The 23,320-nt window shown below is 66.9% G+C and carries 21 protein-coding genes, 1 tRNA gene and 2 riboswitches; of the genes, 7 read left to right on the forward strand and 15 right to left on the reverse strand.

What is annotated here, in order from left to right; all coding sequences use genetic code 11:
* Window positions 1-673 (reverse strand): serine dehydratase beta chain (locus AC50X9_RS19995; protein WP_494896568.1); only part of this gene is annotated, 673 nt, incomplete at its 3' end.
* A gap of 25 nt (window positions 674-698) precedes the next feature.
* Between AC50X9_RS19995 and AC50X9_RS20000 the strand changes: the two genes are divergently transcribed.
* On the forward strand, window positions 699-833 hold the full coding sequence (locus AC50X9_RS20000) for a hypothetical protein (protein WP_494896570.1): 135 nt from the start codon (window positions 699-701) through the stop codon (window positions 831-833).
* A gap of 8 nt (window positions 834-841) precedes the next feature.
* Here the strand turns inward: AC50X9_RS20000 and glyA are convergent, their stop codons facing one another.
* The 5 genes from glyA to AC50X9_RS20025 all read right to left on the reverse strand — a co-directional run bounded on the left by glyA (window position 842) and on the right by AC50X9_RS20025 (window position 7,916).
* A complete protein-coding gene (gene glyA / locus AC50X9_RS20005) occupies window positions 842-2,188 on the reverse strand; it encodes a serine hydroxymethyltransferase (protein WP_494896573.1) in 1,347 nt (448 codons plus the stop codon).
* Window positions 2,185-2,568: a glycine cleavage system protein GcvH gene (gcvH, locus tag AC50X9_RS20010; RefSeq protein ID WP_494896575.1), complete on the reverse strand. Its 384-nt coding sequence runs from the start codon at window positions 2,566-2,568 to the stop codon at window positions 2,185-2,187. Before gcvH ends, glyA begins: the two co-directional genes overlap by 4 nt.
* A 216-nt stretch (window positions 2,569-2,784) precedes the next feature.
* On the reverse strand, window positions 2,785-3,933 hold the full coding sequence (gene gcvT, locus AC50X9_RS20015; RefSeq protein ID WP_494896580.1) for a glycine cleavage system aminomethyltransferase GcvT: 1,149 nt from the start codon (window positions 3,931-3,933) through the stop codon (window positions 2,785-2,787).
* A gap of 13 nt (window positions 3,934-3,946) precedes the next feature.
* Entirely contained in the window at window positions 3,947-6,835 is a 2,889-nt protein-coding gene (gene gcvP, locus AC50X9_RS20020) for an aminomethyl-transferring glycine dehydrogenase (RefSeq protein ID WP_494896583.1), read from the reverse strand.
* Between the two features lie 39 nt (window positions 6,836-6,874).
* Window positions 6,875-6,991, reverse strand: a riboswitch (glycine riboswitch).
* A gap of 1 nt (window position 6,992) precedes the next feature.
* A riboswitch (glycine riboswitch) is annotated at window positions 6,993-7,091 on the reverse strand.
* 285 nt (window positions 7,092-7,376) lie between these two features.
* The gene (locus AC50X9_RS20025; RefSeq protein ID WP_494896585.1) at window positions 7,377-7,916 is read right to left on the reverse strand and encodes a TetR/AcrR family transcriptional regulator; all 540 of its coding nucleotides are present in this window, start codon (window positions 7,914-7,916) and stop codon (window positions 7,377-7,379) included.
* Window positions 7,917-7,999: 83 nt separating this feature from the next.
* Here AC50X9_RS20025 and AC50X9_RS20030 point away from each other — a divergent pair, with 83 nt between their 5' ends.
* Entirely contained in the window at window positions 8,000-9,637 is a 1,638-nt protein-coding gene (locus AC50X9_RS20030; protein WP_494896587.1) for an MFS transporter, read from the forward strand.
* A gap of 152 nt (window positions 9,638-9,789) precedes the next feature.
* Here the strand turns inward: AC50X9_RS20030 and AC50X9_RS20035 are convergent, their stop codons facing one another.
* The 6 genes from AC50X9_RS20035 to AC50X9_RS20060 form a co-directional block, all read right to left on the reverse strand.
* Window positions 9,790-10,269 (reverse strand): Dps family protein, encoded by a 480-nt coding sequence (locus AC50X9_RS20035; RefSeq protein ID WP_494896589.1) that lies wholly within the window; start codon window positions 10,267-10,269, stop codon window positions 9,790-9,792.
* A 180-nt stretch (window positions 10,270-10,449) separates the two neighbouring features.
* Window positions 10,450-10,995 carry an AMIN-like domain-containing (lipo)protein gene (locus AC50X9_RS20040; RefSeq protein ID WP_494896591.1) on the reverse strand — a complete coding sequence of 182 codons (546 nt, stop codon included), beginning with the start codon at window positions 10,993-10,995 and terminating at the stop codon, window positions 10,450-10,452.
* 286 nt (window positions 10,996-11,281) lie between these two features.
* Window positions 11,282-11,584, reverse strand: coding sequence for a DUF4193 domain-containing protein (locus tag AC50X9_RS20045; protein WP_494896593.1), 303 nt, complete (start codon window positions 11,582-11,584; stop codon window positions 11,282-11,284).
* Window positions 11,585-11,787: 203 nt separating this feature from the next.
* A complete protein-coding gene (locus tag AC50X9_RS20050; protein ID WP_494896595.1) occupies window positions 11,788-12,285 on the reverse strand; it encodes a GyrI-like domain-containing protein in 498 nt (165 codons plus the stop codon).
* Window positions 12,286-12,776: 491 nt separating this feature from the next.
* Window positions 12,777-12,853, reverse strand: a tRNA-Thr gene (locus AC50X9_RS20055).
* A gap of 150 nt (window positions 12,854-13,003) precedes the next feature.
* Window positions 13,004-13,894 (reverse strand): DsbA family protein, encoded by an 891-nt coding sequence (locus AC50X9_RS20060; RefSeq protein ID WP_494896597.1) that lies wholly within the window; start codon window positions 13,892-13,894, stop codon window positions 13,004-13,006.
* Between the two features lie 275 nt (window positions 13,895-14,169).
* Here AC50X9_RS20060 and AC50X9_RS20065 point away from each other — a divergent pair, with 275 nt between their 5' ends.
* On the forward strand, window positions 14,170-15,579 hold the full coding sequence (locus AC50X9_RS20065; RefSeq protein ID WP_494896611.1) for an alpha,alpha-trehalose-phosphate synthase (UDP-forming): 1,410 nt from the start codon (window positions 14,170-14,172) through the stop codon (window positions 15,577-15,579).
* A complete protein-coding gene (gene otsB / locus AC50X9_RS20070) occupies window positions 15,569-16,381 on the forward strand; it encodes a trehalose-phosphatase (RefSeq protein ID WP_494896599.1) in 813 nt (270 codons plus the stop codon). Before AC50X9_RS20065 ends, otsB begins: the two co-directional genes overlap by 11 nt.
* Window positions 16,382-16,408: 27 nt before the next feature.
* Here otsB and AC50X9_RS20075 read toward each other — a convergent pair whose 3' ends face one another.
* Entirely contained in the window at window positions 16,409-17,437 is a 1,029-nt protein-coding gene (locus AC50X9_RS20075) for an AraC family transcriptional regulator (RefSeq protein ID WP_494896601.1), read from the reverse strand.
* A gap of 116 nt (window positions 17,438-17,553) precedes the next feature.
* Between AC50X9_RS20075 and AC50X9_RS20080 the strand changes: the two genes are divergently transcribed.
* The 3 genes from AC50X9_RS20080 to AC50X9_RS20090 all read left to right on the forward strand — a co-directional run bounded on the left by AC50X9_RS20080 (window position 17,554) and on the right by AC50X9_RS20090 (window position 20,953).
* Window positions 17,554-18,024: an anthrone oxygenase family protein gene (locus AC50X9_RS20080; protein WP_494896603.1), complete on the forward strand. Its 471-nt coding sequence runs from the start codon at window positions 17,554-17,556 to the stop codon at window positions 18,022-18,024.
* 228 nt (window positions 18,025-18,252) lie between these two features.
* Window positions 18,253-19,335: an ABC transporter ATP-binding protein gene (locus AC50X9_RS20085; RefSeq protein WP_494896605.1), complete on the forward strand. Its 1,083-nt coding sequence runs from the start codon at window positions 18,253-18,255 to the stop codon at window positions 19,333-19,335.
* Between the two features lie 202 nt (window positions 19,336-19,537).
* Window positions 19,538-20,953 carry a DUF4032 domain-containing protein gene (locus AC50X9_RS20090; protein WP_494896613.1) on the forward strand — a complete coding sequence of 472 codons (1,416 nt, stop codon included), beginning with the start codon at window positions 19,538-19,540 and terminating at the stop codon, window positions 20,951-20,953.
* Window positions 20,954-20,995: 42 nt separating this feature from the next.
* Here the strand turns inward: AC50X9_RS20090 and AC50X9_RS20095 are convergent, their stop codons facing one another.
* On the reverse strand, window positions 20,996-22,363 hold the full coding sequence (locus AC50X9_RS20095) for an FAD-binding oxidoreductase (protein WP_494896607.1): 1,368 nt from the start codon (window positions 22,361-22,363) through the stop codon (window positions 20,996-20,998).
* Window positions 22,364-22,680: 317 nt separating this feature from the next.
* Window positions 22,681-23,178 carry an SRPBCC domain-containing protein gene (locus tag AC50X9_RS20100; RefSeq protein ID WP_494896609.1) on the reverse strand — a complete coding sequence of 166 codons (498 nt, stop codon included), beginning with the start codon at window positions 23,176-23,178 and terminating at the stop codon, window positions 22,681-22,683.
* Window positions 23,179-23,320: the final 142 nt, after the last annotated feature.

The raw sequence follows: 23,320 nt of genomic DNA on the forward strand, positions 1-23,320 counted from the left end.
GCAGCAGCCCCTCCCGGATCTGGGCTTCGGTGCGGGAGGCGCGTTCGTTGATGAACATGATCTCCCCGATCGAGAGGCCCTTGGCCTGGCAGCGGCCCAGCAGCTCCGCCGCGGTCCGGAACGGCAGCGGCAGCTCCTTCTTGGACTCATCGAGTTCCTTCAGCGCCGCGTCCTCCTCGCCCTCGCGGACGATGAACCCGCCGCCCACGGAGAAGAACGTCGCACTGTGCAGCACCGCACCGGCGGCGTCGGAGACCGTGAACGTCATCCCGTTGGTGTGCCGCGGCAGGATCGTCAGCGGACGCAGCACCATGTCCTGCACCCCGTATCGCAGCGGCACCCCGGTGCCCTCCCCGTCTCCGGATCCGGCGCCGGCGAGCTGCAGGGTCCCGGTCTCCGCGATCGCCGCGAGGCGTTGCTCCACCTCCGCCGGCAGGATCAGCTCCGGGTGGAAGCCTTCCAGGCCCAGCAGGATCGCCGTCATCGTGCCGTGCCCGTGCCCGGTCGCGGCCAGCGACCCGTACAGATCCACGCGCAGTCCCGCCACCCGGTCCAGCACACCGGAAGCCTTCAGCTCCTCAGCGAACACCGCCGCGGCCCGCATCGGACCGACAGTGTGCGAACTGGACGGCCCAATCCCGATGGAAAAAAGGTCAAAGACTCCAACGGCCATTGTCGGTTCCTAACTAGGTCTAACTGTGGGCCGGCAGATGGTCCTGCCGGAAGGCGTCGCAGCTGCCGGTTGGCGGCCGCGCGGCCTGATCCACGGCGCCGGGCGGCAGCTTGTGGCGGCGGCCCGGCGTCGTGATCTGTACTGCATCTACTACCTGTAATACGGGCTCTACGCGAGGTTATCAACCGAGGGGTAGAGCGGGTGGGCGGCGGCGAGGGCCTCCACCCGGGAGCGCAGACCGGAGAGGTCCGCACCGGCGTCGGCGGTCAGCGCCTCAGCGATGATGTCCGCGACCTCGGTGAACGCCGCTTCGCCGAAGCCGCGGGTGGCCAGGGCGGGCGTGCCGATCCTCAACCCGGAGGTGACCATCGGCGGGCGCGGGTCGAACGGCACTGCATTGCGGTTGACCGTGATGTCGATTTCCGCGAGGCGGTCCTCGGCTTCCTGGCCGTTGAGTTCGCAGTTGCGCAGGTCCACCAGGACCAGGTGCACGTCGGTGCCGCCGGAGATCACGTTGATCCCCTTTGCGGTGACGTCCGGCTGGACCAGGCGCTCGGCGAGGATCCGGGCCCCGGCGAGGACCCGTTCCTGGCGTTCCTTGAACTCCGGGGACGCGGCGATCTTGAATGCCACGGCCTTGCCGGCGATCACGTGCTCGAGCGGGCCGCCCTGCTGGCCGGGGAACACCGCGGAGTTGATCTTCTTGGCGATGTCGGCGTCGTTGCTCAGGATGATCCCGCCGCGCGGACCGGCGAGGGTCTTGTGCGTGGTGGAGGTGGTGACGTGGGCATGCGGCACCGGCGAGGGGTGGAGCCCGGCGGCGACGAGTCCGGCGAAGTGCGCCATGTCCACCATCAGGTACGCACCCACGGCGTCGGCGATCCGGCGGAACTCCGCGAAGTCCAGCTGCCGGGCATACGCGGACCAGCCGGCCACGATCAGCTTGGGGCGGTGCTCATGCGCCAGCCGTTCCACCTCAGCCATGTCGATCCGGTGGTCGTCCTCGCGCACCTGGTACGGGATGACGTTGTAGAGCCGGCCGGAGAAGTTGATCTTCATCCCGTGCGTGAGGTGCCCGCCGTGGGCCAGGTTCAGTCCCATGATCGTGTCGCCGGGACGGATCAGGGCGTGCATCACCGAGGCGTTGGCCTGCGCACCGGAGTGCGGCTGGACATTCGCGTACTCGGCGCCGAACAGGGCCTTGACCCGGTCGATGGCCAGCTGTTCGATCACGTCGACGTGCTCGCAGCCGCCGTAGTAGCGCTTGCCAGGGTAGCCCTCGGCGTACTTGTTCGTCAGTACCGAACCCTGGGCCTGCATCACGGCCTTGGCGGTGTGGTTCTCCGAGGCGATCATCTCCAGCCCGTCGCGCTGACGGCCCAGTTCGGCGTCGATGCGCGCCGCGATCTCCGGATCCAGGGCGGACAACTCCGCGTCCAGGGATGCGGAGAGGACCTGCTCGAACGCGAGGGTGTTTGTGGCTGCGCCTCCCGCTGCGCTTGCGGCCCCGCTCACAGTTCGCCGCCGTTGGCTGCCGCGTACTCCTCGGCCGACATCAGCGGACCTTCCGAGGTGACCGCGACCTTGAACAGCCAGCCGGCACCGTACGGGTCACTGTTGATCAGCGCCGGATCATCCACGACAGCCGGGTTGATCTCGGTGACCTCGCCGGTGACCGGGGCATACAGGTCGGAAACGGACTTCGTCGACTCCACCTCACCGCAGGTCTCACCCGCGGTCACCGCCGCGCCGACCTCGGGCAGGTCCACGTACACAATGTCACCGAGTGCGTCCGTGGCGACGGCCGAGATGCCAATGGACACGTCGTTCCCGGCGTCCTGCGCAACCCATTCGTGCTCTGCGGAGTATTTCAGTTCAGGGGCAACTTTTGCCATGTGATTTTCCTAAGTCTTGGATTGGTCGTTGGACTAAATCTATTGTGGGATCCCAGTTCCCAGGAAGGTGACTGTTCACGGGGGCTGGCGGGCCGCGGTTTTCGAAAGCGTGCGTCTAAGCGAGGTACGAGCGAGCACGCGTGAAAAACTGGGGCCCGCCGGCCCCGGAGCCGGGGACCGCTGAGGCCACCGGCAAACGGTGAGGGACTGGTACGGCTACTTGACGCGCTTGTAGAAAGGCAGTGCGACCACTTCGAAGGGCTCGGCCTTGCCGCGGAGGTCGGCGTCCAGGGTGGTGCCGGGTTCGGTGAACGCGATGTCGACGTAGGCCATCGCGACCGGGTAGCCCAGTGTGGGTGAGGGCTGGCCGGAGGTCACTTCACCGACGACGTTTCCGTCTTTCAGGACCGGGTAGTGGCCGCGGGCGGCCCGCCGGCCCAGGCCCTTGAGGCCGACGAGCTTGCGGCCCGTGGTGGAGCCTGCGCCGGCTTCCTTCTTGGCGGCGAGGGCTGCCTTGCCGACGAAGTCGCCTTCCTTGGAGAGCGCCACGATCGGGCCCAGTCCTGCGGCGTAGGGATCGCCGTCGAGGGAGAGTTCGTTGCCGTAGAGCGGCATGCCTGCCTCGAGCCGGAGCGAATCGCGGGACGCGAGCCCGGCGGGGGTGAGCTCGCCGTCTTCGGCGATGGCGACGAGCGCCTGCCAGAGCGCTGCGGCGGCGTCGTTGGCGACGAAGATCTCGAAGCCGTCCTCACCGGTGTAGCCGGTGCGGGCCAGCAGCAGCTCCTGGCTACCGCCGCCGACCATAAACGGGACGTCGACGGCGGCGTAGTACTTCAGTCCGGTGACGAGCTCGTGCTGCGCCGCCGGAACAAGGCGCAAGAGGATCTCCTGCGCCTTGGGCCCCTGCACTGCGATCAGCGAGGTCTCGGCGGAGGCATCCTGGACGGTGACGTCGAATCCGCCGTCTTTTCCGGAACCAGCCCGATCGGCCAGGGCAGCGGCCACCACCTTGGCGTTGCCCGCGTTGGGGACCACGAGGAATTTCTGGTCGCCGCGGCGGTAGGTGATGAGGTCATCGATGATGCCGCCATCCTCGTTGCAGATTAGTGAGTACTTGGCCTTCCCGACCGCCATGGCGGAGATCTTGCCGACCAGGGCGTAGTCCAGGAAGGCGGCTGCTTCGGGCCCGGTGACCCACACTTCGCCCATGTGGGACAGGTCGTAGAGGCCCGCGGAGGTGCGGACGGCGTGGTGCTCGGCGAGTTCGGAGCTGTACTTGAGCGGCATCTGCCAGCCGCCGAAGTCCGTGAAGGAGGCGCCGAGTTTCTTGTGCTCTTCGTAAAGGGCCGTGTAGTTCTCAGTCATCGTTGTCAGTCCCTTAGTTCGCGGCGTCGTCGGAGTGGTCCTCGAAGGCTTCGAGGGGCGGGCAGGAGCAGATCAGGTTACGGTCCCCGGCGGCGCCGTCGATCCGGCCAACCGGCGGGAAGTACTTGTCCTGCTTGAGGTGGTGGAGCGGGAAGACGGCCTGTTCGCGCGGGTACTCCCGTGCCCAGCCGGAATCCACAACGGCGGCCGCGGTGTGCGGGGCGTTGCGCAGCGGGCTCTGCTCGAGCGTGAAGTCACCGCTGGCGACCTGCTCGATCTCGGCGCGGATGGTGATCATCGCGGTGATGAAGCGGTCGATCTCCACGAGGTCCTCGGACTCGGTGGGCTCGACCATCAGGGTCCCGGCCACCGGGAACGCGAGGGTGGGGGCGTGGAAGCCGTAGTCGATCAGGCGTTTCGCGACGTCCTCGGCGGTCACGCCGGTCCGGGCCGTGAGTTCGCGCAGGTCCAGGATGCATTCGTGCGCGACGAGTCCGCCTTCGCCGGTGTAGAGGACCGGGAAGAACTCGTCCAGGCGGGACGCGATGTAGTTCGCCGCGAGCAGCGCGGACTTCGTCGCTTCGGTCAGTCCCTGGCCGCCCATGAGCTTCACGTAGGCCCAGGAGATCGGCAGCACACCGGCCGAGCCGTAGCGCGACGCGGAAATCGGGGTGCCGCTTTCACCGTTGGCGGGATCGGCAGCGTTGCCCGGCATGAAGGGCGCCAGGTGGGCCTTGGCAGCGACCGGGCCCACGCCGGGTCCGCCGCCGCCGTGCGGGATGCAGAAGGTCTTGTGCAGGTTCAGGTGCGAGACATCGCCGCCGAACTGGCCCGGCTGGGCCAGCCCCACGAGGGCGTTGAGGTTCGCGCCGTCGACGTAGACCTGGCCGCCGGCGGCGTGCACGGAGTCACACACTTCGCGGACGTCGGCGTCGTACACGCCGTGGGTGGACGGGTAGGTGATCATGATCGCCGAGAGGGCGTCCTTGTGCAGGTCGATCTTGGCCTGCAGGTCGGCGTGGTCGATCGTGCCGTCGGCGGCGGTGGCCACCACAACAACCTTCATGCCGGCCAGCACCGCCGATGCGGCGTTGGTGCCGTGCGCGGAGGCCGGGATCAGGCAGACGGTGCGCTGGACGTCGCCGCGGGAGTGGTGGTAGCCGCGGATCGCGAGCAGGCCGGCGAGCTCGCCCTGGGAGCCTGCGTTGGGCTGGATGGAAACCTGGTCGTAGCCGGTGATCTCGGTCAGCTGGGCTTCGAGGTCCCCGATCAGTTCACGCCAGCCCGCGGTCTGCGACTCGGGGGCGAACGGGTGGATGGACGCGAATTCCGGCCAGGAGATGGCTTCCATTTCCGCGGTCGCGTTCAGCTTCATGGTGCACGATCCCAGCGGGATCATGGTCCGGTCCAGGGACAGGTCCCGGTCGGAGAGACGGCGGATGTACCGCAGCAGCTGGGTCTCGGAACGGTGCGTGTTGAACACCGGGTGCTGCAGGTAATCGGAGGTGCGCTCGACGGCGGCGTCCAGCGCAAACGCAGAGTCCGTGCCTGCGGCGGTCACGCTGGCGCCGAACGCGGCGACGACGTCGGCGACGATGGCCGCCGTCGTGGCTTCATCCGTGGAGATGCCGACGGTGTCCGCGTCGATGGTGCGCAGGTTGATGCCGCGCGCCTCGGCAGCGGCGATGATCTCCGCGGCCTTGCCCGGGACCGAGACGGTGACGGTGTCGAAGAAGCTGGTGTGCAGGACGTCCCGACCCGCAGCCTTCAGCGAGGCGGCGATGGTCTGGGCATGGCCGCTGGCGGTCTCGGCGATGGCCTTCAGTCCGTCCGGGCCGTGGTAGACAGCGTAGAAGGAGGACACGATGGCCAGCAGGGCCTGCGCCGTGCAGATGTTGGACGTGGCCTTTTCGCGGCGGATGTGCTGCTCGCGGGTCTGCAGAGCGAGGCGGTACGCCGGGACACCGGCGTTGTCCTTGGAGACGCCGACAAGGCGGCCGGGCATGGATCGTTCCAGGCCCTTCTGGACGGCCATGTAGGCGGCGTGCGGGCCGCCGAAGAACAGCGGAACGCCCATGCGCTGGGTGGAGCCGACGGCGATGTCGGCGCCCTGCTCGCCCGGAGGGGTGATCAGGGTCAGCGCCAGCAGGTCCGCGGCCACGGTGACGAGTGCGCCGCGGTCCTTGGCGGCGGCGATCACGCCGGACTGGTCCCAGACGCGGCCGGAGACGCCCGGCTGCTGCAGGACGATGCCGTTGATGTCGCCGTCGGGCAGGCCCTGGGACAGGTCCGCGACCTCGACTTCGAAGCCGAGGGCCTCGGCGCGGCCCTTGACGATCGCGATGGTCTGCGGCAGAACGTCGGCGTCGAGGACGGTCTTGCCGTCGTGCGCCGCCTTGTTCTTGTTGGCCCGGCGCATCATCAGCACGGCTTCGGCGACGGCGGTGGCTTCGTCCAGCAGCGAGGCGTTCGCGATCGGCAGGCCAACGAGGTCCTGGACCATGGTCTGGAAGTTCAGCAGCGCCTCGAGCCGGCCCTGGGAAATCTCCGGCTGGTACGGCGTGTACGCGGTGTACCAGGCCGGGGCCTCGAGGATGTTGCGGCGGATCACCGGCGGGGTGAGCGTGTCGTAGTAGCCCTGCCCGATCATCTGGACCGCGGTCTGGTTCTTGGCGGCGAGCTTGCGGAGTGCGGCCAGGACCTCGACCTCGCTGAGGGCCTCGGTGAGCTGCAGCGGGGAATCCTGCCGGATGTTCTTCGGTACTGCCGTGTCAACGAGCGCGTCGACGGTGTCGTAGCCGACAGCCTTCAACATGGCGTCGACGTCGGCCTGTCGGCGGGCACCGATGTGCCGGTCAACGAAAGACGTGGAGGCTGAGGTAACAGTCACAAGGAACTCCATAACTAAGGCGGCGCAGGGTGCGCCACATTGATTCGGGTTCCTCCCCACTCTGTATTGGACCTGAGAGTTTCCGCGCTGCCTTGCTCTCGCATGGCTCCGCTTGCACCGTCGGTGAGCACAGCATGTCCGAGGACAGCCTGCTACTTTCCAGAGTTGCCTTGCCGCGGCGGTACGTGGGCCTGAGAGATTCCTGGGGAGGATTTGCTCCTACGGCGCCTGCTTGTACCTACTTGCAGAACTCTCCCGCCGCAGATCAAAGGCATATTAAGTTGGCGTGACAACAGTCACAGCACTCATTGTCCTATGTCCGGCCCGCGTCCGCAAACTAGTGACCCCGCCCCGGCGAGAGTTAAGCGCGGGTCCCGCCACCGGCGCGAATTGGCGGGACAGCTGCGGGGTCGCCGTAAACTTCGGTATATATCAAGCTGTTGGTGACAGCTTGATATATACCGCCCTACCCTGCGAGTTCGCAGGTCTCCGGCGATCTCGGCGCCGGCCGAGCCGGTCCCGGCCAGTGAGCCGGCCGGCGTCCAGCCGGGCGTCAGCCGCGGAGCCGCCCGAGTGCGGCGAGCAGGCTTTCGACGTCGGGACCGACCGCCGGCAGCGGTCCGCCCGGGCCGCGCGCCAGCATGGCGTTGAAGTACAGCCCGTCACCCATATAGAGGACGGGCTTGGCCATGGCTGGCCCGACGTCGGCCGCCAGCAGTTCCAGCCAGCCCGCCTGCGCGGCGGCCATCCGGCGCAGGGTTTCCTGGTGGGCCACCTCCGCCAGCCGGGTGGCAGCGACGAAAGCCCGGTCCAGCGGGGTGTCCGCCCACACCGAGGACGTGATGAAGTACGCGGCCGCGCCTTCCGCGGCGGCGGCCATGGCGGCGAGGTCGTCGGCGAGCAGCCGGTCCAGCCGTTCCAGAAGGACCGAGATCATCGCTTCCTTGTTCGGGAAGTGGTACAGCAGCCCGCCCTTGGAGACGCCGGCCAGCTTCGCCACCGCATCAAGGGTCGCGGCGCGTTCGCCCTCCTCGATCAGCAGGGATTCGAAGGCGTCAAGGACGGCTTCGCGGGCGACGGGTTTTCTAGCCATGGTTCCAATCATGCCCCGCGGCGGGGCTGGGGGTTTTACAGGCCGCTTCTTAACTGTACCGTCCAGACGGTATAGTTAAGATCATGAGCGAGACTTCCTTCACCCGCAGCAGCACCGGCACCCTCGGCAGCTCCGCCGCGGGCACCCCGCGCCTCCATGCCGCGGGCGCCCCGTCGCACCCGACGCCGCGTGCCCCCTGGCGCGACTGGCTGGCCCTGGCGCTGCTGATGTTTCCGGTGCTGCTCGTGGCGGTCGACAACACCGCCCTGACCTTTGCGCTGCCGGCCATCGCGCGCAGCCTCGACGCCTCCGGGGTGGAGCTGCTGTGGATCGTGGACGCCTATCCGCTGGTACTCGCCGGGCTGCTCGTAGCGATGGGCAGCCTCGGCGACAGGATCGGCCGGCGCCGGCTGCTCTTCATCGGCAGCACGGGCTTCGCCTTTGTCTCCGCTGTCACAGCCTTCGCACCGAGTGCCGAATGGCTGATCGCCGGCCGCGCCGGGCTGGGATTCTTCGGCGCCATGCTGATGCCTTCCACGCTGTCCCTGATCCGCAACATCTTCCCGGAGCCTAACCGGCGGCGGCTGGCCGTGGCCATCTGGGCCGCCGGTTTCTCCGGCGGTGCCGCGCTGGGCCCCATCTTCGGCGGCTGGCTCGTGGAGCAGTTCTGGTGGGGCGCCATCCTGCTCGTGGCCGTCCCCATCATCCTTCCGTTGCTGGCTCTGGGTCCGGCGTTGATCCCGGAGTCCCGTGACCCGAACCCGGGCCGGGTGGACATACCCAGCATCATCCTGTCCCTGCTGGTCATGGTGCCGGTGGTCTACGGCATCAAAGTGCTGGCCACCGACGGGCTCGCCCTGGAGCCGCTGGCCGCCATGGTCTTTGGCCTGCTGATGGGGTACGTCTTCATCCGGCGCCAGCGGTCCCTCCTCACCGACGACGGGACCGGGAACCGCGCCGCACCGCTGCTGGATATCGGCCTGTTCGGCAATCGTGTCTTCAGCACTGCCATCATCGCGAACGTGCTGGCATTGTTCTCGTTCAACGGCTTCATCCTGTTCCTGGCCCAGCACCTGCAGTTGATCGAGGGACAGTCCCCGTCGGAATCCGGCGTGGCCATGATCCCCGCCCTCATCGCCACCGTCCTGGCCGGCCTGCTGGTGGTACCCCTGGTGAAGAAGGTCCGCCCCGGTTTCGTGGTGGCCGGCGGGCTGCTCCTCAGCGCCGCGGGCTACTTCCTGGTGGCCTTCGGGGACCACGGCAACGGCCCGGCGTTGCTGCTGGCGGCACTGCTGGTGCTATGCCTTGGCGTCGGCGCCGCCGAAACCATCTCCAACGACCTGATCCTCGGCGCAGCCCCGGCGGAGAAGTCCGGGGCGGCCGCAGCCATTTCGGAAACCGGCTACGAAATCGGCTCCCTGCTGGGCACCGCCATCCTCGGGTCCATCCTCACGGCTTCCTATCAGGGCAATCTGCGCCTTCCTGCCGGCGCAGCCGGAGCTGCCCCCGCGGAAGCGTCCGCCCAGGCAGGCGAGACGCTCGCCGGGGCCGTGGAGCTGGCGCAGGCGCTGCCCGGGCCGCTGGCAGAGGCCGTGATGGCGGCCGCCCGCACAGCCTTCGATTCCGGCGTCCACATCACGGCCACCATCGCGCTGGTGCTCATGGCCGGGGCGTCAGTCCTCGCCGCCGTCGTCCTCCGGAAGGTTCCGACCGCGAGCTGAGTACGCAGCGATCTCGCTGCGGAACTGGTTGAGGCAGGCGCGGGGCGGCACCCGCCGTCTGCTTAAATGCCGCATTAAATGCCGCGCCCGTTAAATGCCAAGCGCCCGGCGCCGGGGTACCGGGGCCGGGCGCTCAAATCCGTTGGCGGACGCTACTTGCTGTCCGCCGTCGTGACACTGGTATTGGCGCGCATGGTCTCCGCGTTGACCATCCAGGCGTACTGCTCGAACTTGGCGATGAACGCGTGCAGCAGGTCCGCCGTCGTGGGGTCTTCTTCGTCTACTTCGTCGTGGACTTTGCGCATGGTTCCGACGGCGGCCTCAAGGGCCGCGACGATGCGCTCGATGGCGTCCTTGGTGTTGATCAGGCCGGCCGGGAACTGGGCGAGCGCGGTGGACTTGGCCACGGTTGCGCTGCGGCCGTCCGGAAGGGCGTGGAGGGCCCGCATGCGCTCGGCCAGGTCGTCGGCGAACTCGCGGGCAGCCTCGATAATCTCGTCCAGCTGCAGGTGAAGATCCCGGAAGTTGGTCCCGACGATGTTCCAGTGCGCCTGCTTGCCCTGAACGTGGAGCTCAATCAGGTCCACGAGCACTGCCTGCAGGTTCGTCGTGAGGGTCGGTGAAGCTTTCATGCGTCCTCCTGAGTAGGTCGATACCGTTGCGCACGATGCTGGGCGTCCGATATCTCTAGATCCGGTTCTTCCGACGCTACCGCAGGGCGCGGCAGGACTGCGATGGTCCCGGGAAAATTTCTCAGTTAGCTTACTAAGTTGGCTTAGCGCCGGGCCGGCAACTGCCCGGACCGCCGGAAATCACCAGAAATGCGCGACGTCGATCACGAGCCGCGAACCCGCGTCCGGGCCAGCCAGGCTGAAAACACGGAACGGAAGCCGGGCCCGCACCCCGAGTCCGAGGCTGGAGTATCCTTCGAAGCTGCCGGCCCACGCTACCTGCCGGAACGTCTGGAAGCCGCTGACATTGCTCAGTTCGCTCTGGTTCGCCGGGGTGTAGGTGGCGTTGCCATTGTCGTCATAGGCCGGAGCGTGGGCCGTGACCTGGAGGAACGCCTGTCCCCGCAGCCCGACCGGGAACCCCGATCCGTCCTGGGTTACCTGCGGAACGTAGCGGACGGTGTAGCCGCCGACGGGCCCGTTGAGGTCAAGGACCATCCGGTCGAAACAGTAGTGCTGCCCCGTGCGGACATTCGTTACCTTGGCCTGGCTCAGCGCAGGTTCCGCCTTGGCCAGCGACCCCCATACCAGCCCGCAGTAGGGCGCAGCTGACGCGGGACCAGGCGCCACCAGCCCCGACCCGACAGCCAACAGGACAGCTATCAGCCACACCCGGAACTTCTTCATTTGGGCCGCCCCCTCACGCGATGAGATAGCTCCAGAATAGAGCCGATGACCGTGCGAATCGAGGGGCTGGCAGGATCGGCACCCAAACCGTAAGCTGCGCCGCGGCTCGGCCACAGGACGGTTGCGCCGCCGTCGTCCGCCCGCCGCCCGCAGGCGCCGGCAGGCGCCGGGGAAACGGCGAATCCGGGGAACGGCGAAGCGCCGGTCCCTGTCGGGTTCCGGCGCTTTGGGTGCCTGGCCGTCCGGCTGGCTTGTGCTGAAGTGGTGGTGCGCGGTCGAAGGTCCCCTAGCCTTCGCAGTCGCGGCAGTACTTCAGGCCGTTCTTTTCCATGGCCACCTGTGACCGGTGCCGGACCAGGAAGCAGGAGGAGCACGTGAATTCGTCAGACTGCTCGGGAACAACAGTGACAGTCAGTTCTTCGCCGGACAGATCGGCCCCGGGAAGATCGATGCCTTCAGCCGTATCGTTCTCATCGACGTCGATAACGGCAGTCTGGGCGCCGCCGCTGCGGGACGCCTGGAGTGCCTCGAGCGACTCAGCCGGAGACTCTTCCTCAGCCTTGCGTGGTGCGTCGTAATCGGTAGCCATTTGGGGGTTCACTTTCGTTGCTGCGCAGCACCATTTCAGGCACCTCAGTGAAGCAGTTTAGGACATTATGCACGCAGTCGAGCAATAGTGTGGCGAATCCGACAGATTGCGTCGCACGGCCCCGCAAACGGGACGAACAGACGGCAGCGAGGGGCTGCTAAAAACGTTCGACGGCGGGTGGCCGGGGAGGTTGGTGTGCCCGCTCAGGCCACCGGCCAGACGACGAGCGTCTTCCACTTTGCCGGGTCAGGCTCCGCGGCCGGGTCACTGAGGTAGTACTCCCACATCGCGTTCCCCGGCGTCAGGCCTTCGGCCTGCATCTTGCCCATGATCGCCCCGTACGTCTCGGGGAGCGTCTCGTAGGGGCCAACATGCATCGCTTCGAGGGCCTGGCCGGCAGGCAGGGATCCCGAGATCACGCCGCTGTCGCCGTCGCCGCCGCCGCCGGAAAAGGGTGCCGCGACTGGAAAGCCCGCCTCGACGTCGACGACATCGGTGGGCATCCCGCGATACAACGCGAATGGTGGGCCGGCGAGCTGGACGTGCTGTTGTTGGGTCGCGCTCATCACCGACTTGTAGGCACGGCTGAAAAACTCGCGCAACTCGTTCATGGGAACAGTTTCGCGGAGCACCGCGGTGGGCTGTTCGTGGAGTTGGGTGGACTTGATGTCCGGCGTTTTTTCCGGATTGGTTGCAGTCATAGGCCAAGACTCCGCTGTGCGGTTTTGGCGGTCTAGGGCCTAACGTCCCTCGGATCCGGCGTCCGGTCTCAGCTCCCAAGCCCGCGGCGGGGGCCGGCCAGTGGCACGCTTTCAGTCGATCACGGGCACGTCCGGAATCCACTTTTCCTTCGGGCTCCGGCCGCACGCGGGAATCACACGGCCGGATTCCCGGATGGCAGCTTAATCGGGTCGATTGGCGCCGCAGCGGCGGCCCTGGCGCGCATCAACGCCGCGCCCGGGCCGCCTACCCCGGCTTCAACCGCATCATCGAAGACACGCACCGCCGCGGTATCTCCATCCTTATCGCGGTTCAAACGGACCGGTAAGGGCACTATGGCCTGTCTCCCCCTGGGCCTGCCCTGAACGGAGGTGCTCTGGCTACCCGCGTGAGTGTTTCCAGTCAGCGATGGTTCGGTCGAAAGTGCAAACGGCCCTGACCTCCGGAAATAAACCGTAGGTCAGGACCTCTGTGGGGCCCCCTGTCGGATTCGAACCGACGACCCCCGCTTTACAAGAGCGGTGCTCTGGCCAACTGAGCTAAGGAGGCATTCCTGCGCACCGGCAGGAGCCGGACCGCAACGAAGGAGCCGGCGCCACGGCGCTAGATAAGGTTAGCCCACGGAGGCCCGCTGATAAAAACAGGCCCGGCTCCGGAAACCGGAACCGGGCCTGCGGGCTTGCTGGCGGATTCGCCCGTCTACTGCTTGGCGTCGATAGCTGTCTGGAGGAACTCCTCAAACGGGGTCTGGGCGCTCGCGCCCTTGCCCCACTGCACGCCCTCAACGAACACCGTCGGCGTACCGGTGACGCCGATGGAGGCAGCCTGCTGGGTGGTGTACTTCACCCACGGGCGGTAGGTCTTCTCGTCGACGCACGTTTCGATGCTCTTGGCCCCGACGTCGGTGGCCATCTTCTTCAGGTCCGCATCCGAGATGCCGGCGCCACCCTCAGCTGGCTGCTTCTCGAACAGCGCATTGACAAAGTCGGCGTACTTCTCCGGCGATTCGTTCACCACACAGGCCGCCGCGTTGGCGGCGCGGGAGGAGTAGTTCGTGGTCGAACGGGTGTCCAGGAAGCCCAGCGGGCGGTACTCCACCGAGATTTTGCCTTCGTTGCGGAGGTTCGTCAGGGTCTCGTTGTACTGGGTCTCAAAGTTCTTGCACACAGGGCAGATGAAGTCGATGTACAGGACCACCTTGACCGGCTTGCCCGCTTCAGCTTCGGCGCCGGGCGCGGTCACCTCTGCAGGCGGGGTGGCTGCCGGAGCGGGAATGTCGGCGACCTTGACGGTTGCCGGCTCGGTCTTTGCGACCTCGGAGTTGGCCAGCAGGGCGACGCCGCCGTAAACGTTGCCGTTCGCCGGGGTGGGGCCCTCATCCGCGACCGGGGCGCTTTTCTGGATGTTCGCGGTTACGACAAGCGCCACGACCACAATGATGGCGACGACGGCGGCGACGATCCCCCAGCCGATGAGCAGCTTGTTACGTTTGTCCTTCTTCAGCTGCGCTTCGCGGATTTCGCGGGCTTTCTCGCGGGCCGCGGCAGTTCGCTCTGATTTGGACTGGCGTGGTTCGTTGGCGGGGCTCATTAGTTCCTCGGGTCGATCGGCCGGTGGTCTCCACTGGGTGGCAATTCATCATTTTAGGCGAGAAAGCTGGGAACTTGCGCTTTCAACCTTCGCTGCTGCCGTCCGGCGGGATGAATAGCACTGAAGTTTCCGCCCGGCTAGGGTGGATAGGAGCCACGAGCGAACCCCAGGGAGCACCAATGCAGGCCACCACACACGCCGAATCGGATCCAGGAACCGAGCGCACCGCCGCGCGAGGCACCAGCGACACGGATCACGACTCGCTTTATGACTTCATGGTGGTGTCCAACCGCTTGCCGGTCGACCGCTGCTCCCCGGACGAGCCGGGCTGCGAGGGCGGCTGGCGCCGCTCCCCCGGCGGCCTGGTCACGGCTCTGGCGCCGATGATGACGAAGACCGACGGTGCATGGGTGGGCTGGCACGGCGCACCGGATGAGCAGGTCCAGCCGTTCAGCCACGGCGGCATCGATCTGGTTCCGGTCCAGCTGAGCACCAACGACATCGAATTCTTCTATGAGGGCTTCTCCAACTCCACCCTGTGGCCGCTCTACCACGACGTGATCGCCCCGCCCGAGTTCCACCGGACCTGGTGGGACTCCTACCGCAAGGTAAACCGCCGGTTCGCGGACGCGGTCATCCGCCATGCCAATCCCCGCGCCACGGTCTGGGTGCAGGACTACCAGCTCCAACTGGTCCCTAAGATGCTGCGCGAGGCACGTCCGGACCTGAAGATCGGGTTCTTTAACCACATCCCCTTCCCGCCTCCTGAGATCTTCGCGCAGCTGCCGTGGCGCCGCGCCATCATCGACGGGCTGCTCGGCGCCGACCTTGTCGGGTTCCAGCGCACCAGCGACGCCGGCAACTTCATGCGCTCCGCGCGCCGCTTCCTCGGCGCCAGCGTCAAACAGCAGCAGGTTCACGTCAAGGGCACGGACGGCGAGCCGACGCATATCGCCCGCGCCCAGGCGTTCCCGATCTCGATCGATGTCCAGCAGATCAGCGACCTGGCGCGTAACCCGGAAATCATCGAGCGTGCCCGCCAGATCCGGCAGGATCTCGGCAACCCCAAGACGGTCCTGCTCGGCGTCGACCGCCTCGATTACACCAAAGGGATCCCGCACCGGCTCAAGGCCTATGAGGAACTCCTTGCCGACGGCAAAGTGACGGTGGAGGATGCCGCACTGATCCAGGTCGCCAGTCCCAGCCGGGAGCGGGTGGAGCACTACCGCCTGCTGCGCGAAGAAGTCGAGGGAACCGTCGGCCACATCAATGGCACTTATGACACCTTGCAAAACACCGCGGTCCGCTACCTGAACCACAACTACCCGGTCGAGGAGATGGTGGCGCTGTACCTGGCCGCGGACGTCATGCTTGTCACCGCCCTGCGTGACGGCATGAACCTCGTGGCCAAGGAATACGTCACGGCCCGTACAAACAACGACGGCGCCCTCGTGCTGAGTGAGTTCGCCGGTGCCGCGGACCAGCTCAAGCAGGCCCTGCTGATGAATCCGCACGACATTGACGGACTCAAGGACACCATCATGAAAGCCGTTAACATGCAGCCGGCAGAGGCCGCCCGGCGCATGCGCGCGATGCGCAAACAGATCCTGGACCACGACGTCGACCGGTGGTCCTCCGATTTTCTGACCGCGCTGGAAGAAAAGGTTGTCCGCGATGACTCCTGAGCACTTGCCGCAACAGGCGCCGCTGTCGCTCTCCCCGGAACTGCTGGACGCACTGCGCCGCATCGCGGCAACTGAGCACCTGCTGGTCGCGATGGACTTTGACGGCACCATGGCACCACTGGTGGACCACGCGGGGGACGCCCGCGCACTGCCCCGCTCGGCAGCGGCCTTCGCTGCCCTCACGGAACTTCCGCGGACGACGACGGCCCTCATCTCCGGCCGCGCCTTGGACAGCCTGCGGGCAGTCGCTTTCCCCCCGGAAAAGACCCTGCTGATCGGCAGCCATGGTGCCGAAGTCTGGATGGGACCGGGATCGGCGACACTTGAACTCGACGATGACCGCCGGAAATTGCTCGCGGAAGTAAGGCGCGAGCTCGAGGGCATGGTGGAGGAGGCCCCGGGTACGCTCCTGGAGGACAAGCCCGCCGGCGTCGTGCTCCACACGCGGCTTGCCGCGGACGATGTCGCCGCGGACGCCGTCGCAGCAGCCCGCGCCGTACTGCAGGACCGCCCGGGTGTCTTCCTGAAGAGTGGCAACCGCGTGCTGGAGGCGTCCGTGGTCCACGCCTCGAAGGGGGAAGGTGTCACGTTCCTGCGCCAGGCAACCGGTGCCACTGCCACCGTCTTCGCGGGCGATGACACCACCGACGAGGACGCCCTGGCCAGCCTGCTCCCCGGAGACCTCGGCGTAAAGGTCGGGCTGGACTTCACCCAGGCGCAGTTCCGGATCGAAGCCCCGGCACACGTTTCCGAACTGCTGGAAGCCCTGCTGCGGGAGCGGAAGCGCGCGCTGGGCCTGTGAGGAGCGCCCGGACGGGCCCCGACACACTCAGCTGGGGATCGTAGCTTCCGCAGCCAGCGTGGGTGGAGTCAACGTCCGGTCCGTGGGACGACTCGAGCGGTGCGGGGACCGCCGGTAGCCGGTCGGGCTGGTGCCGTAAACCCGGGTGAAGGCAGCGCTGAAGGTGAAGGCGTTGCTGTAGCCGACCTCCTCGGCGATCACGGCGGTGGTCGCGTTGCTGGCCGCCAGCCTGTCCGCGGCCAGCGCCAGGCGCCACGCGGTGAGGTAGGTCATGGGTGGCTGCCCGACGACGGCGTGGAAGCGGGCCGCCATGGTGGCCCGGGAGACGTGCGCCTGTCGCGCCAGTTCCGCTACGGTCCAGGCCGCGGCCGGTTCCTCGTGCAGGAGCTGCAAGGCCCGGGCCACTATGGGGTCGCGGGTGCCGGCCGCCCAGCTTGGGACCTCGTACTCGGCGCGGCGCACACTGACCCGCACCAGATGCAGCATCAGCAAATCCAGAATTCGGTCCAGGGCACTCTCCTGCCCCAGCCCCGGGCGGGCGAGCTCGCCCTCGAGCAGTCCCAACAGGACCGGATCGACCTCCTTGTCAGTGAAGACCGCCAGGGCTGGCAGGGCCGAGGTTGCCAACTGGCCGGCCGCAGCCGAGGTCTGGTAGCTGCCGATCAGCAGGACCGTGTCCCCATGGGGGCTGTTGCCCCAGGTCCGCACACCCTGGGACAACGTGAGCTCGAGATGGTCCCCGGATGGCGTGCGGCAGGACTGGCCGGCGTCGATCACCACGGTCGGCGCCCGGCCCGGTGTATCCGCGACCAGGTAAGGGGCAGGGCCGCGGACTGTGGCTGCCTGTCCGGGCTTCAGGGACTGCGGGGCACTTCCCTCGGCGCAGATCCAGGCAAGTCCGCGGACTGCGACGATCACGGTAAGGGCGGCGCCGTCCTGAACATCAATGGCGAACGGCGGGTCCATTACCACACGCAGGGTAAACGCGGCCTGCGCGCGGGGACCGGTGAGGAACTGCGACAGGGGATCCACCCTGCCGATATTAGACGATGCCATATGTTTCGGCGATCCCTGGACATTCAACGTCCAGCCAAAGAGCGGCAGGCTGGGGTAATGACCCTGAACCCAGCGCTTGCTCCTGTCAGCTCGGACCTCCTCAGTTCGGATCTCCGGTGAACGGGTGGCTGCCGGTAATCGCCGGCACCGGCTCGGTTGCGGCCGGCGGCTTCTACTTCGCCTTCTCCACCGTGGTGATGCCCGCCCTCCGCCGCCGGCCGGCAGCGGATGCGGTCGCGACGATGGTTTCGATCAACCAGCAGGCCGTCCGTCCCCCGTTCATGATTTTGTTCTTTGGCACCGCCGCCGCCTGCGGGGCCGTCGCCGTCGCCGCGGCCACCGACCCAACCAACCCCTCGCCGCTCAGAGTCGCCGGGGCGGCGGCCTATCTGGCGGGGTGGGCGTCGACCATGCTGGTCAACGTTCCCCTCAACAATCGCCTCGCCCAGCAAGGCAGTGGCAGTGGGCAGCCGGACCGGCAGTGGCACAGCTTCCAACGATCCTGGATTCCGGCCAACCACCTCCGGGCCGCGCTCTCGATGGCCGCGGCGGCCGGACTGCTGATCCCCGCGCCGCCTAGCGTGTAGCCCGAATCACCTGTGACATCCGTAACATTTCGCACCATTCCGGAAAAATCTGACATACTCTGGTTGTGATGTGGCGCACAATTACCGTGCGGCGTCATTGGATACTCCTCGGCCTCGGCCGGGGAGTATGCGCACGATCTAGTGCGACAACTGAATAAACAATCGAATAATAAGACCATTCACTACGGATCGTCCGGCACGTACCTGCCGGTGAAGGGATTGATAACTGTGGCTACAGTTACTTTTGACAACGCAACACGTGTGTACCCGGGCACGGATAAGCCCGCTGTTGACAGGCTCAACATTGAAATCGCCGACGGCGAGTTTCTGGTCCTCGTTGGACCGTCCGGCTGCGGAAAGTCGACCTCCCTGCGAATGCTTGCAGGTCTCGAGGACGTCAACTCCGGCCGCATCCTGATTGGCGACCGCGACGTCACGGACGTTCCCCCCAAGGACCGCGACATCGCCATGGTTTTCCAGAACTACGCCCTCTACCCGCACATGACGGTCGCGGACAACATGGGCTTCGCTCTGAAGATTGCCGGTGTCAGCAAGGAAGAACGCGCAGAGCGTGTCCGTGAAGCCGCCAAGCTCCTGGACCTTGAGCCGTACCTGGACCGCAAGCCGAAGGCACTCTCCGGCGGCCAGCGCCAGCGTGTTGCCATGGGCCGCGCGATCGTGCGTAACCCGCAGGTGTTCCTCATGGATGAGCCGCTGTCCAACCTTGACGCGAAGCTCCGTGTCCAGACGCGCACGCAGATTGCGTCACTGACCCGCCGGCTGGGCGTCACCACGGTCTACGTGACCCACGACCAGGTTGAGGCGATGACCATGGGCGACCGCGTCGCCGTGCTGAAAGACGGCCTGCTGATGCAGGTCGACACCCCGCGCAACCTCTACGACAAGCCGAAAAATGTTTTCGTGGCTGGCTTCATCGGCTCCCCCGCGATGAACCTGCTCGAGCTCCCCGTCGTCGACGGCGGCGTGCAATTCGGCGGCACCGTGTACCCGGTACCGCACGATATCCTCGAAGGTGCTCACGGCAAGACCGTCACGCTCGGGTCCCGCCCGGAAGACCTCGAGACGGCACCCCAGGGTGAAGGCCTCCAGGTCGAGGTCGATGTCGTCGAAGAGCTCGGCGCCGACGCCTACGTCTACGGCCACACCACGCTGGACGGCCAGAGCCACGACATCGTGGCCCGCGTCGACGGGCGCCGTCCCCCGATGAAGGGCGAGTCCATCTGGGTCCGCCCGCAGTCGGGCCACGTCCACCTGTTCGACACCCAGACGGGCCTGCGCCTGGGCGACTAGTCCCCACCCACCGGCACCCTAGCCTCGCTTCGCTTCGGCCAGGGAACCCTGCCGGCGTGGGCCCAGCCTCCCGCATGATGCATCCGACGGCGGTCCTCCCCACTGGAGGGCCGCCGTCGGGCTTTAACTGCCCGGCCGCACGCATTCGTTAGGGCCCCCGCCCTTCGTACGGAAGAATTGGTTCATGACCGAGGAAAACCCCATGATCGAGGAAAACAGTGCCCAGTGGCACGACGAACCCACCGACTACGGTCAGATCGGCAAACTGCCCCGGTTCGAAGCCGCCAGCGCCAACGACAGCAAAGGCGTGGCCTCAAGCTCTCTGAGTATCACCGCCGCCGCCACTGAGCCGGAGCTCCTGGACCTGCCGTGGCATATCGCCCTGGAGGACTGGCCGGCCGAACACCTCGCCGCGCTCCCCCGCGGCATCTCCCGCCACATCGTACGCTTCGCCCACCTAGGCGGCTCCGTCATCGCCATCAAGGAAACCTCGGAACATGTGGCCCGCCACGAGTACCACATGCTCCGCAAACTAGCCCGCCTGGACGTGCCCTGCGTCGAACCGGTCGCCGTCATCACGGGGCGAACCACCCCTGACGGGCGGCCGCTGAATCCCGTGCTGGTCACCCGGCACCTGAAGTTCTCTATGCCCTACCGCGCCCTCTTCTCGCAGATGCTGCGCAAGGACACCCTGACCCGCCTGATCGACGCCCAGGCCCTGCTGCTGGTCCGCCTGCACCTGATCGGGTTCTACTGGGGCGACGTCTCCCTGTCCAACACGCTGTTCCGCCGCGACGCCGGCGCGTTCGCGGCCTACCTCGTGGATGCGGAGACGGGCGAACTGTATCCGGACCTCTCCACGGGTCAGCGCGAATACGATCTGGAGATCGCCCGCGTCAACATCGCCGGAGAGCTGATGGACCTGCTCGACGGCGGCCTGATCGAGGAAAAGGTCGATCCTGTGGCCACCAGCGAGCTCATCATGGACAGCTACCGGCGGCTCTGGACCGAACTGACCGAGAAGGAATCGTTTGAGATCGGTGAACGCTGGCGGGTGGCCGCCCGCATCCGGAAGCTCAACGACCTGGGGTTCGACGTCGAGGAATACGCGATCAAGACGACGCAGAACGGCTCCACCATCCAGCTTCAGCCCAAGGTCGTCGACGCCGGGCACCACCAGCGCCGGCTGCTGCGCCTGACCGGCCTGGACGCGCAGGAGAACCAGGCACGCCGGCTCCTGAACGACATGGATACCTTCCGGGCGGACAACAACCCCGGAATGGACGAGGAATACAGTGCCCACCTGTGGGTCAGCCAGATCTTTGAGCCGATCGTCCGTTCCATCCCCCGTGACCTGTCGGGAAAGCTGGAACCGGCGGAGGCGGTGCACGAGATCCTGGAGCACCGCTGGTACATGTCCGAAAAGGAGAACCGCCACATCCCGCTGGCCGAAGCCGTGCAGTCCTACATCGACTCCGAACTGCGCCACCGCCGCGACGAGGCCGCCATCATGCTGAACCCGGACACGGAGTTGCTCAAGATCCTCGAGGTGGAGACCGAGGAATCCCGCTACGGCGCCGACGAGTCCATCGACGAATACCCGGACGCCGACGATTAGGCTCCCGGAGTCACCGGCGCTCCGGGTTGTGGCACAGCCGCGCTAGATCGCCTTGCCGGGATTCAGGATGCCGACCGGGTCGAAGAGTTCCTTGATCCGGCGCTGCAGTTCGCGCACCGGTTCCTTTTGTTCGAGCCCGAGCCAGCGCAGCTTGTACTGGCCGATCCCGTGCTCACCGGTGATCGTGCCGCCGATGGCCAGGGCCACCGTGATGGATTCATCCAGGGCGGCGCCGAGGCGCTCCATGGCTTCAACGGCGACGCTCTTGTCCACCCGCTCCACCCAGAACGTCGGGTGCAGGTTGCCGTCACCGGCGTGCGCCACCACCTTGAGCTTGACCTGGTGGGTTGCCGCCATGGTCTCGAGGGCTTCCACGTAGTCGACCAGTCGGGAGCGGGGAACCGCGACGTCCTCGCCGACGCGGTATTCGTCGTCGACTTCCACTCCCCGGCTGTTGCGACGCAGTTCCACCAGCTGCTCCGCCTCCGCGCTGGCTTCCATGGTTACGACCGCGCCGCCGGCCACGAGCACGGGGCGGATCGCCGCCGCCTCTGCCGCGGCGCCGAAGCCGTCGGTCTGGATCAGCAGCAGGGACTGTCCCCTGGAGGCCAGGTCCGAGCCGTGGATCTGGTCAAGCTGGGCCAGCGTGCCGCTGTCCAGGAGCTCCATGATGGCCGGCTGCACCCGCGCCTTGCCGACGGCGAGAACGCCCGCCGCGGCACTGCGGAAGTCCGGGTAGAAGGCGGCGATCGTGTGCACGTCCTGCGGGAGGTATTTCAGCCGGACGGTGATCCCGACGACGATCCCGAGTGTTCCCTCGGAGCCGACGAACAGGCCGGTGAGGTCGTAGCCGGCGACGCCTTTGAACGTCTGGTGGCCGGTGTGGATGAGCGAGCCGTCCGCCAGCACGACGTCGAGGGCCAGCACCGAGTCGCGGGTCACCCCGTACTTGGCGCACCGCAGGCCGCCGGCGTTCGTGGCGACGTTGCCGCCGATGGTGGAGAGCTTGTAGCTCGCCGGGTCGGGGGCATACATGAGTCCGTGGACGGCGGCGGCGGCGTTGAGGTCGGCGTTGATGACCCCGGGTTCGACGACGGCCGTCTCGTCGTCCGGGTTCAGGTCCAGGATGCGGTTCATCCGTTCCAGGCTCAGCACGATGCAGTCCCTGCTCGCGTGGGCACCACCCGAGACGCCGGTCCCGGCGCCTCGGGCCACCAGCGGGACCGCGTGGGCGGCGCAGGCGCGGACGGCGGCCTGGACGTCCTCGACGGATTCAGCCCAGACAACGGCCTGCGGCACCTGGTAGTCCAGCACCGGCGCCTGGTCCACGGCATAGACAGACAGCGTCGGGGCATCCACGGCGATCTTCGCCGGGCCCAGGGCAGAGGTGAGATCGTCAATGATGCTCATGCAGTCTCCAGTTCGTCGAATCCGGCCTTCAGTCTATGCCGCGGCTTTCGGCGCCGTGGATTGCGGCGACTGTTGTCGCGCGGCTTCCGGTGTCGGGGAACCGGGCAGCTGCGAGCCGGGCAGCACCCAGACAACGGCCGCGGGACCCTGGGTGCAGATCAGGACGCCTCGGGTCTCCCCTTCGGCCCTGATCTGCCCAGTGGCGTGCGGCCAGCGCCGATCTGGCCTGCAGGGTCCGATCCCCGATGCGTTATCCCCATTCCTGGACGGCCGTTCCGCCCGTGGACACGATGGCGGTTCACTGGTAGTCGGCAGGTTCAGCCGCCGGTACCCATGAACCGTACGAAGCGGTCCAGCACAGCCGGCCAGCCGGCGGCGTAGTCGGCCCGGGTTGCCGCGGGGTCCTCGGCGCCTTCCCATCCGCTGTGGACGAGGCGAAGCTCCGTGCCGCCCTCCACGGCCCGGAAGGCGACTCGTAGTTCCGTTGACCAGACGGCGGACGTTCCGGGGTGCCAGCTGGCATGGAAGGACAACGGCGGCTGCCAGTCGTCAATGGACCCCCAGATGGCTGTTCTGCCGTCGTCCGCGGTCTCCATGATCAGATTCTCTTCGAATTCCACATAGGAGTCGGTACCAAAGACCCCGTGCTCTTCGAGCGGCCACCAGAGGTGAGTGTGTTCGGTAAAGCCAACGAAAGCGCGGGCGACTGCCCCCAGCACGGTGACGGTGTAGACAATGGGATCCAGGCTGTCGGCTGGTGCCGGCTCCGGCGTCTCGGCGGCTTCTGAGGCGGCGTGGCTGAAGAGGTTATCCATGGTCAACAACTCTACCCGCGGCCCGGCGGTGCCCCGCCTGCGGGTGTTTGGGGGGTTAAATGCGGGAGAGCCCCGACCTGTGTGGTTGGGGCTCTCGACCGTGTAATGATGTTCCGGCGGTGACCTACTCTCCCACACCCTC

It is taken from the genome of Pseudarthrobacter sp. HLT1-3, assembly GCF_059383535.1.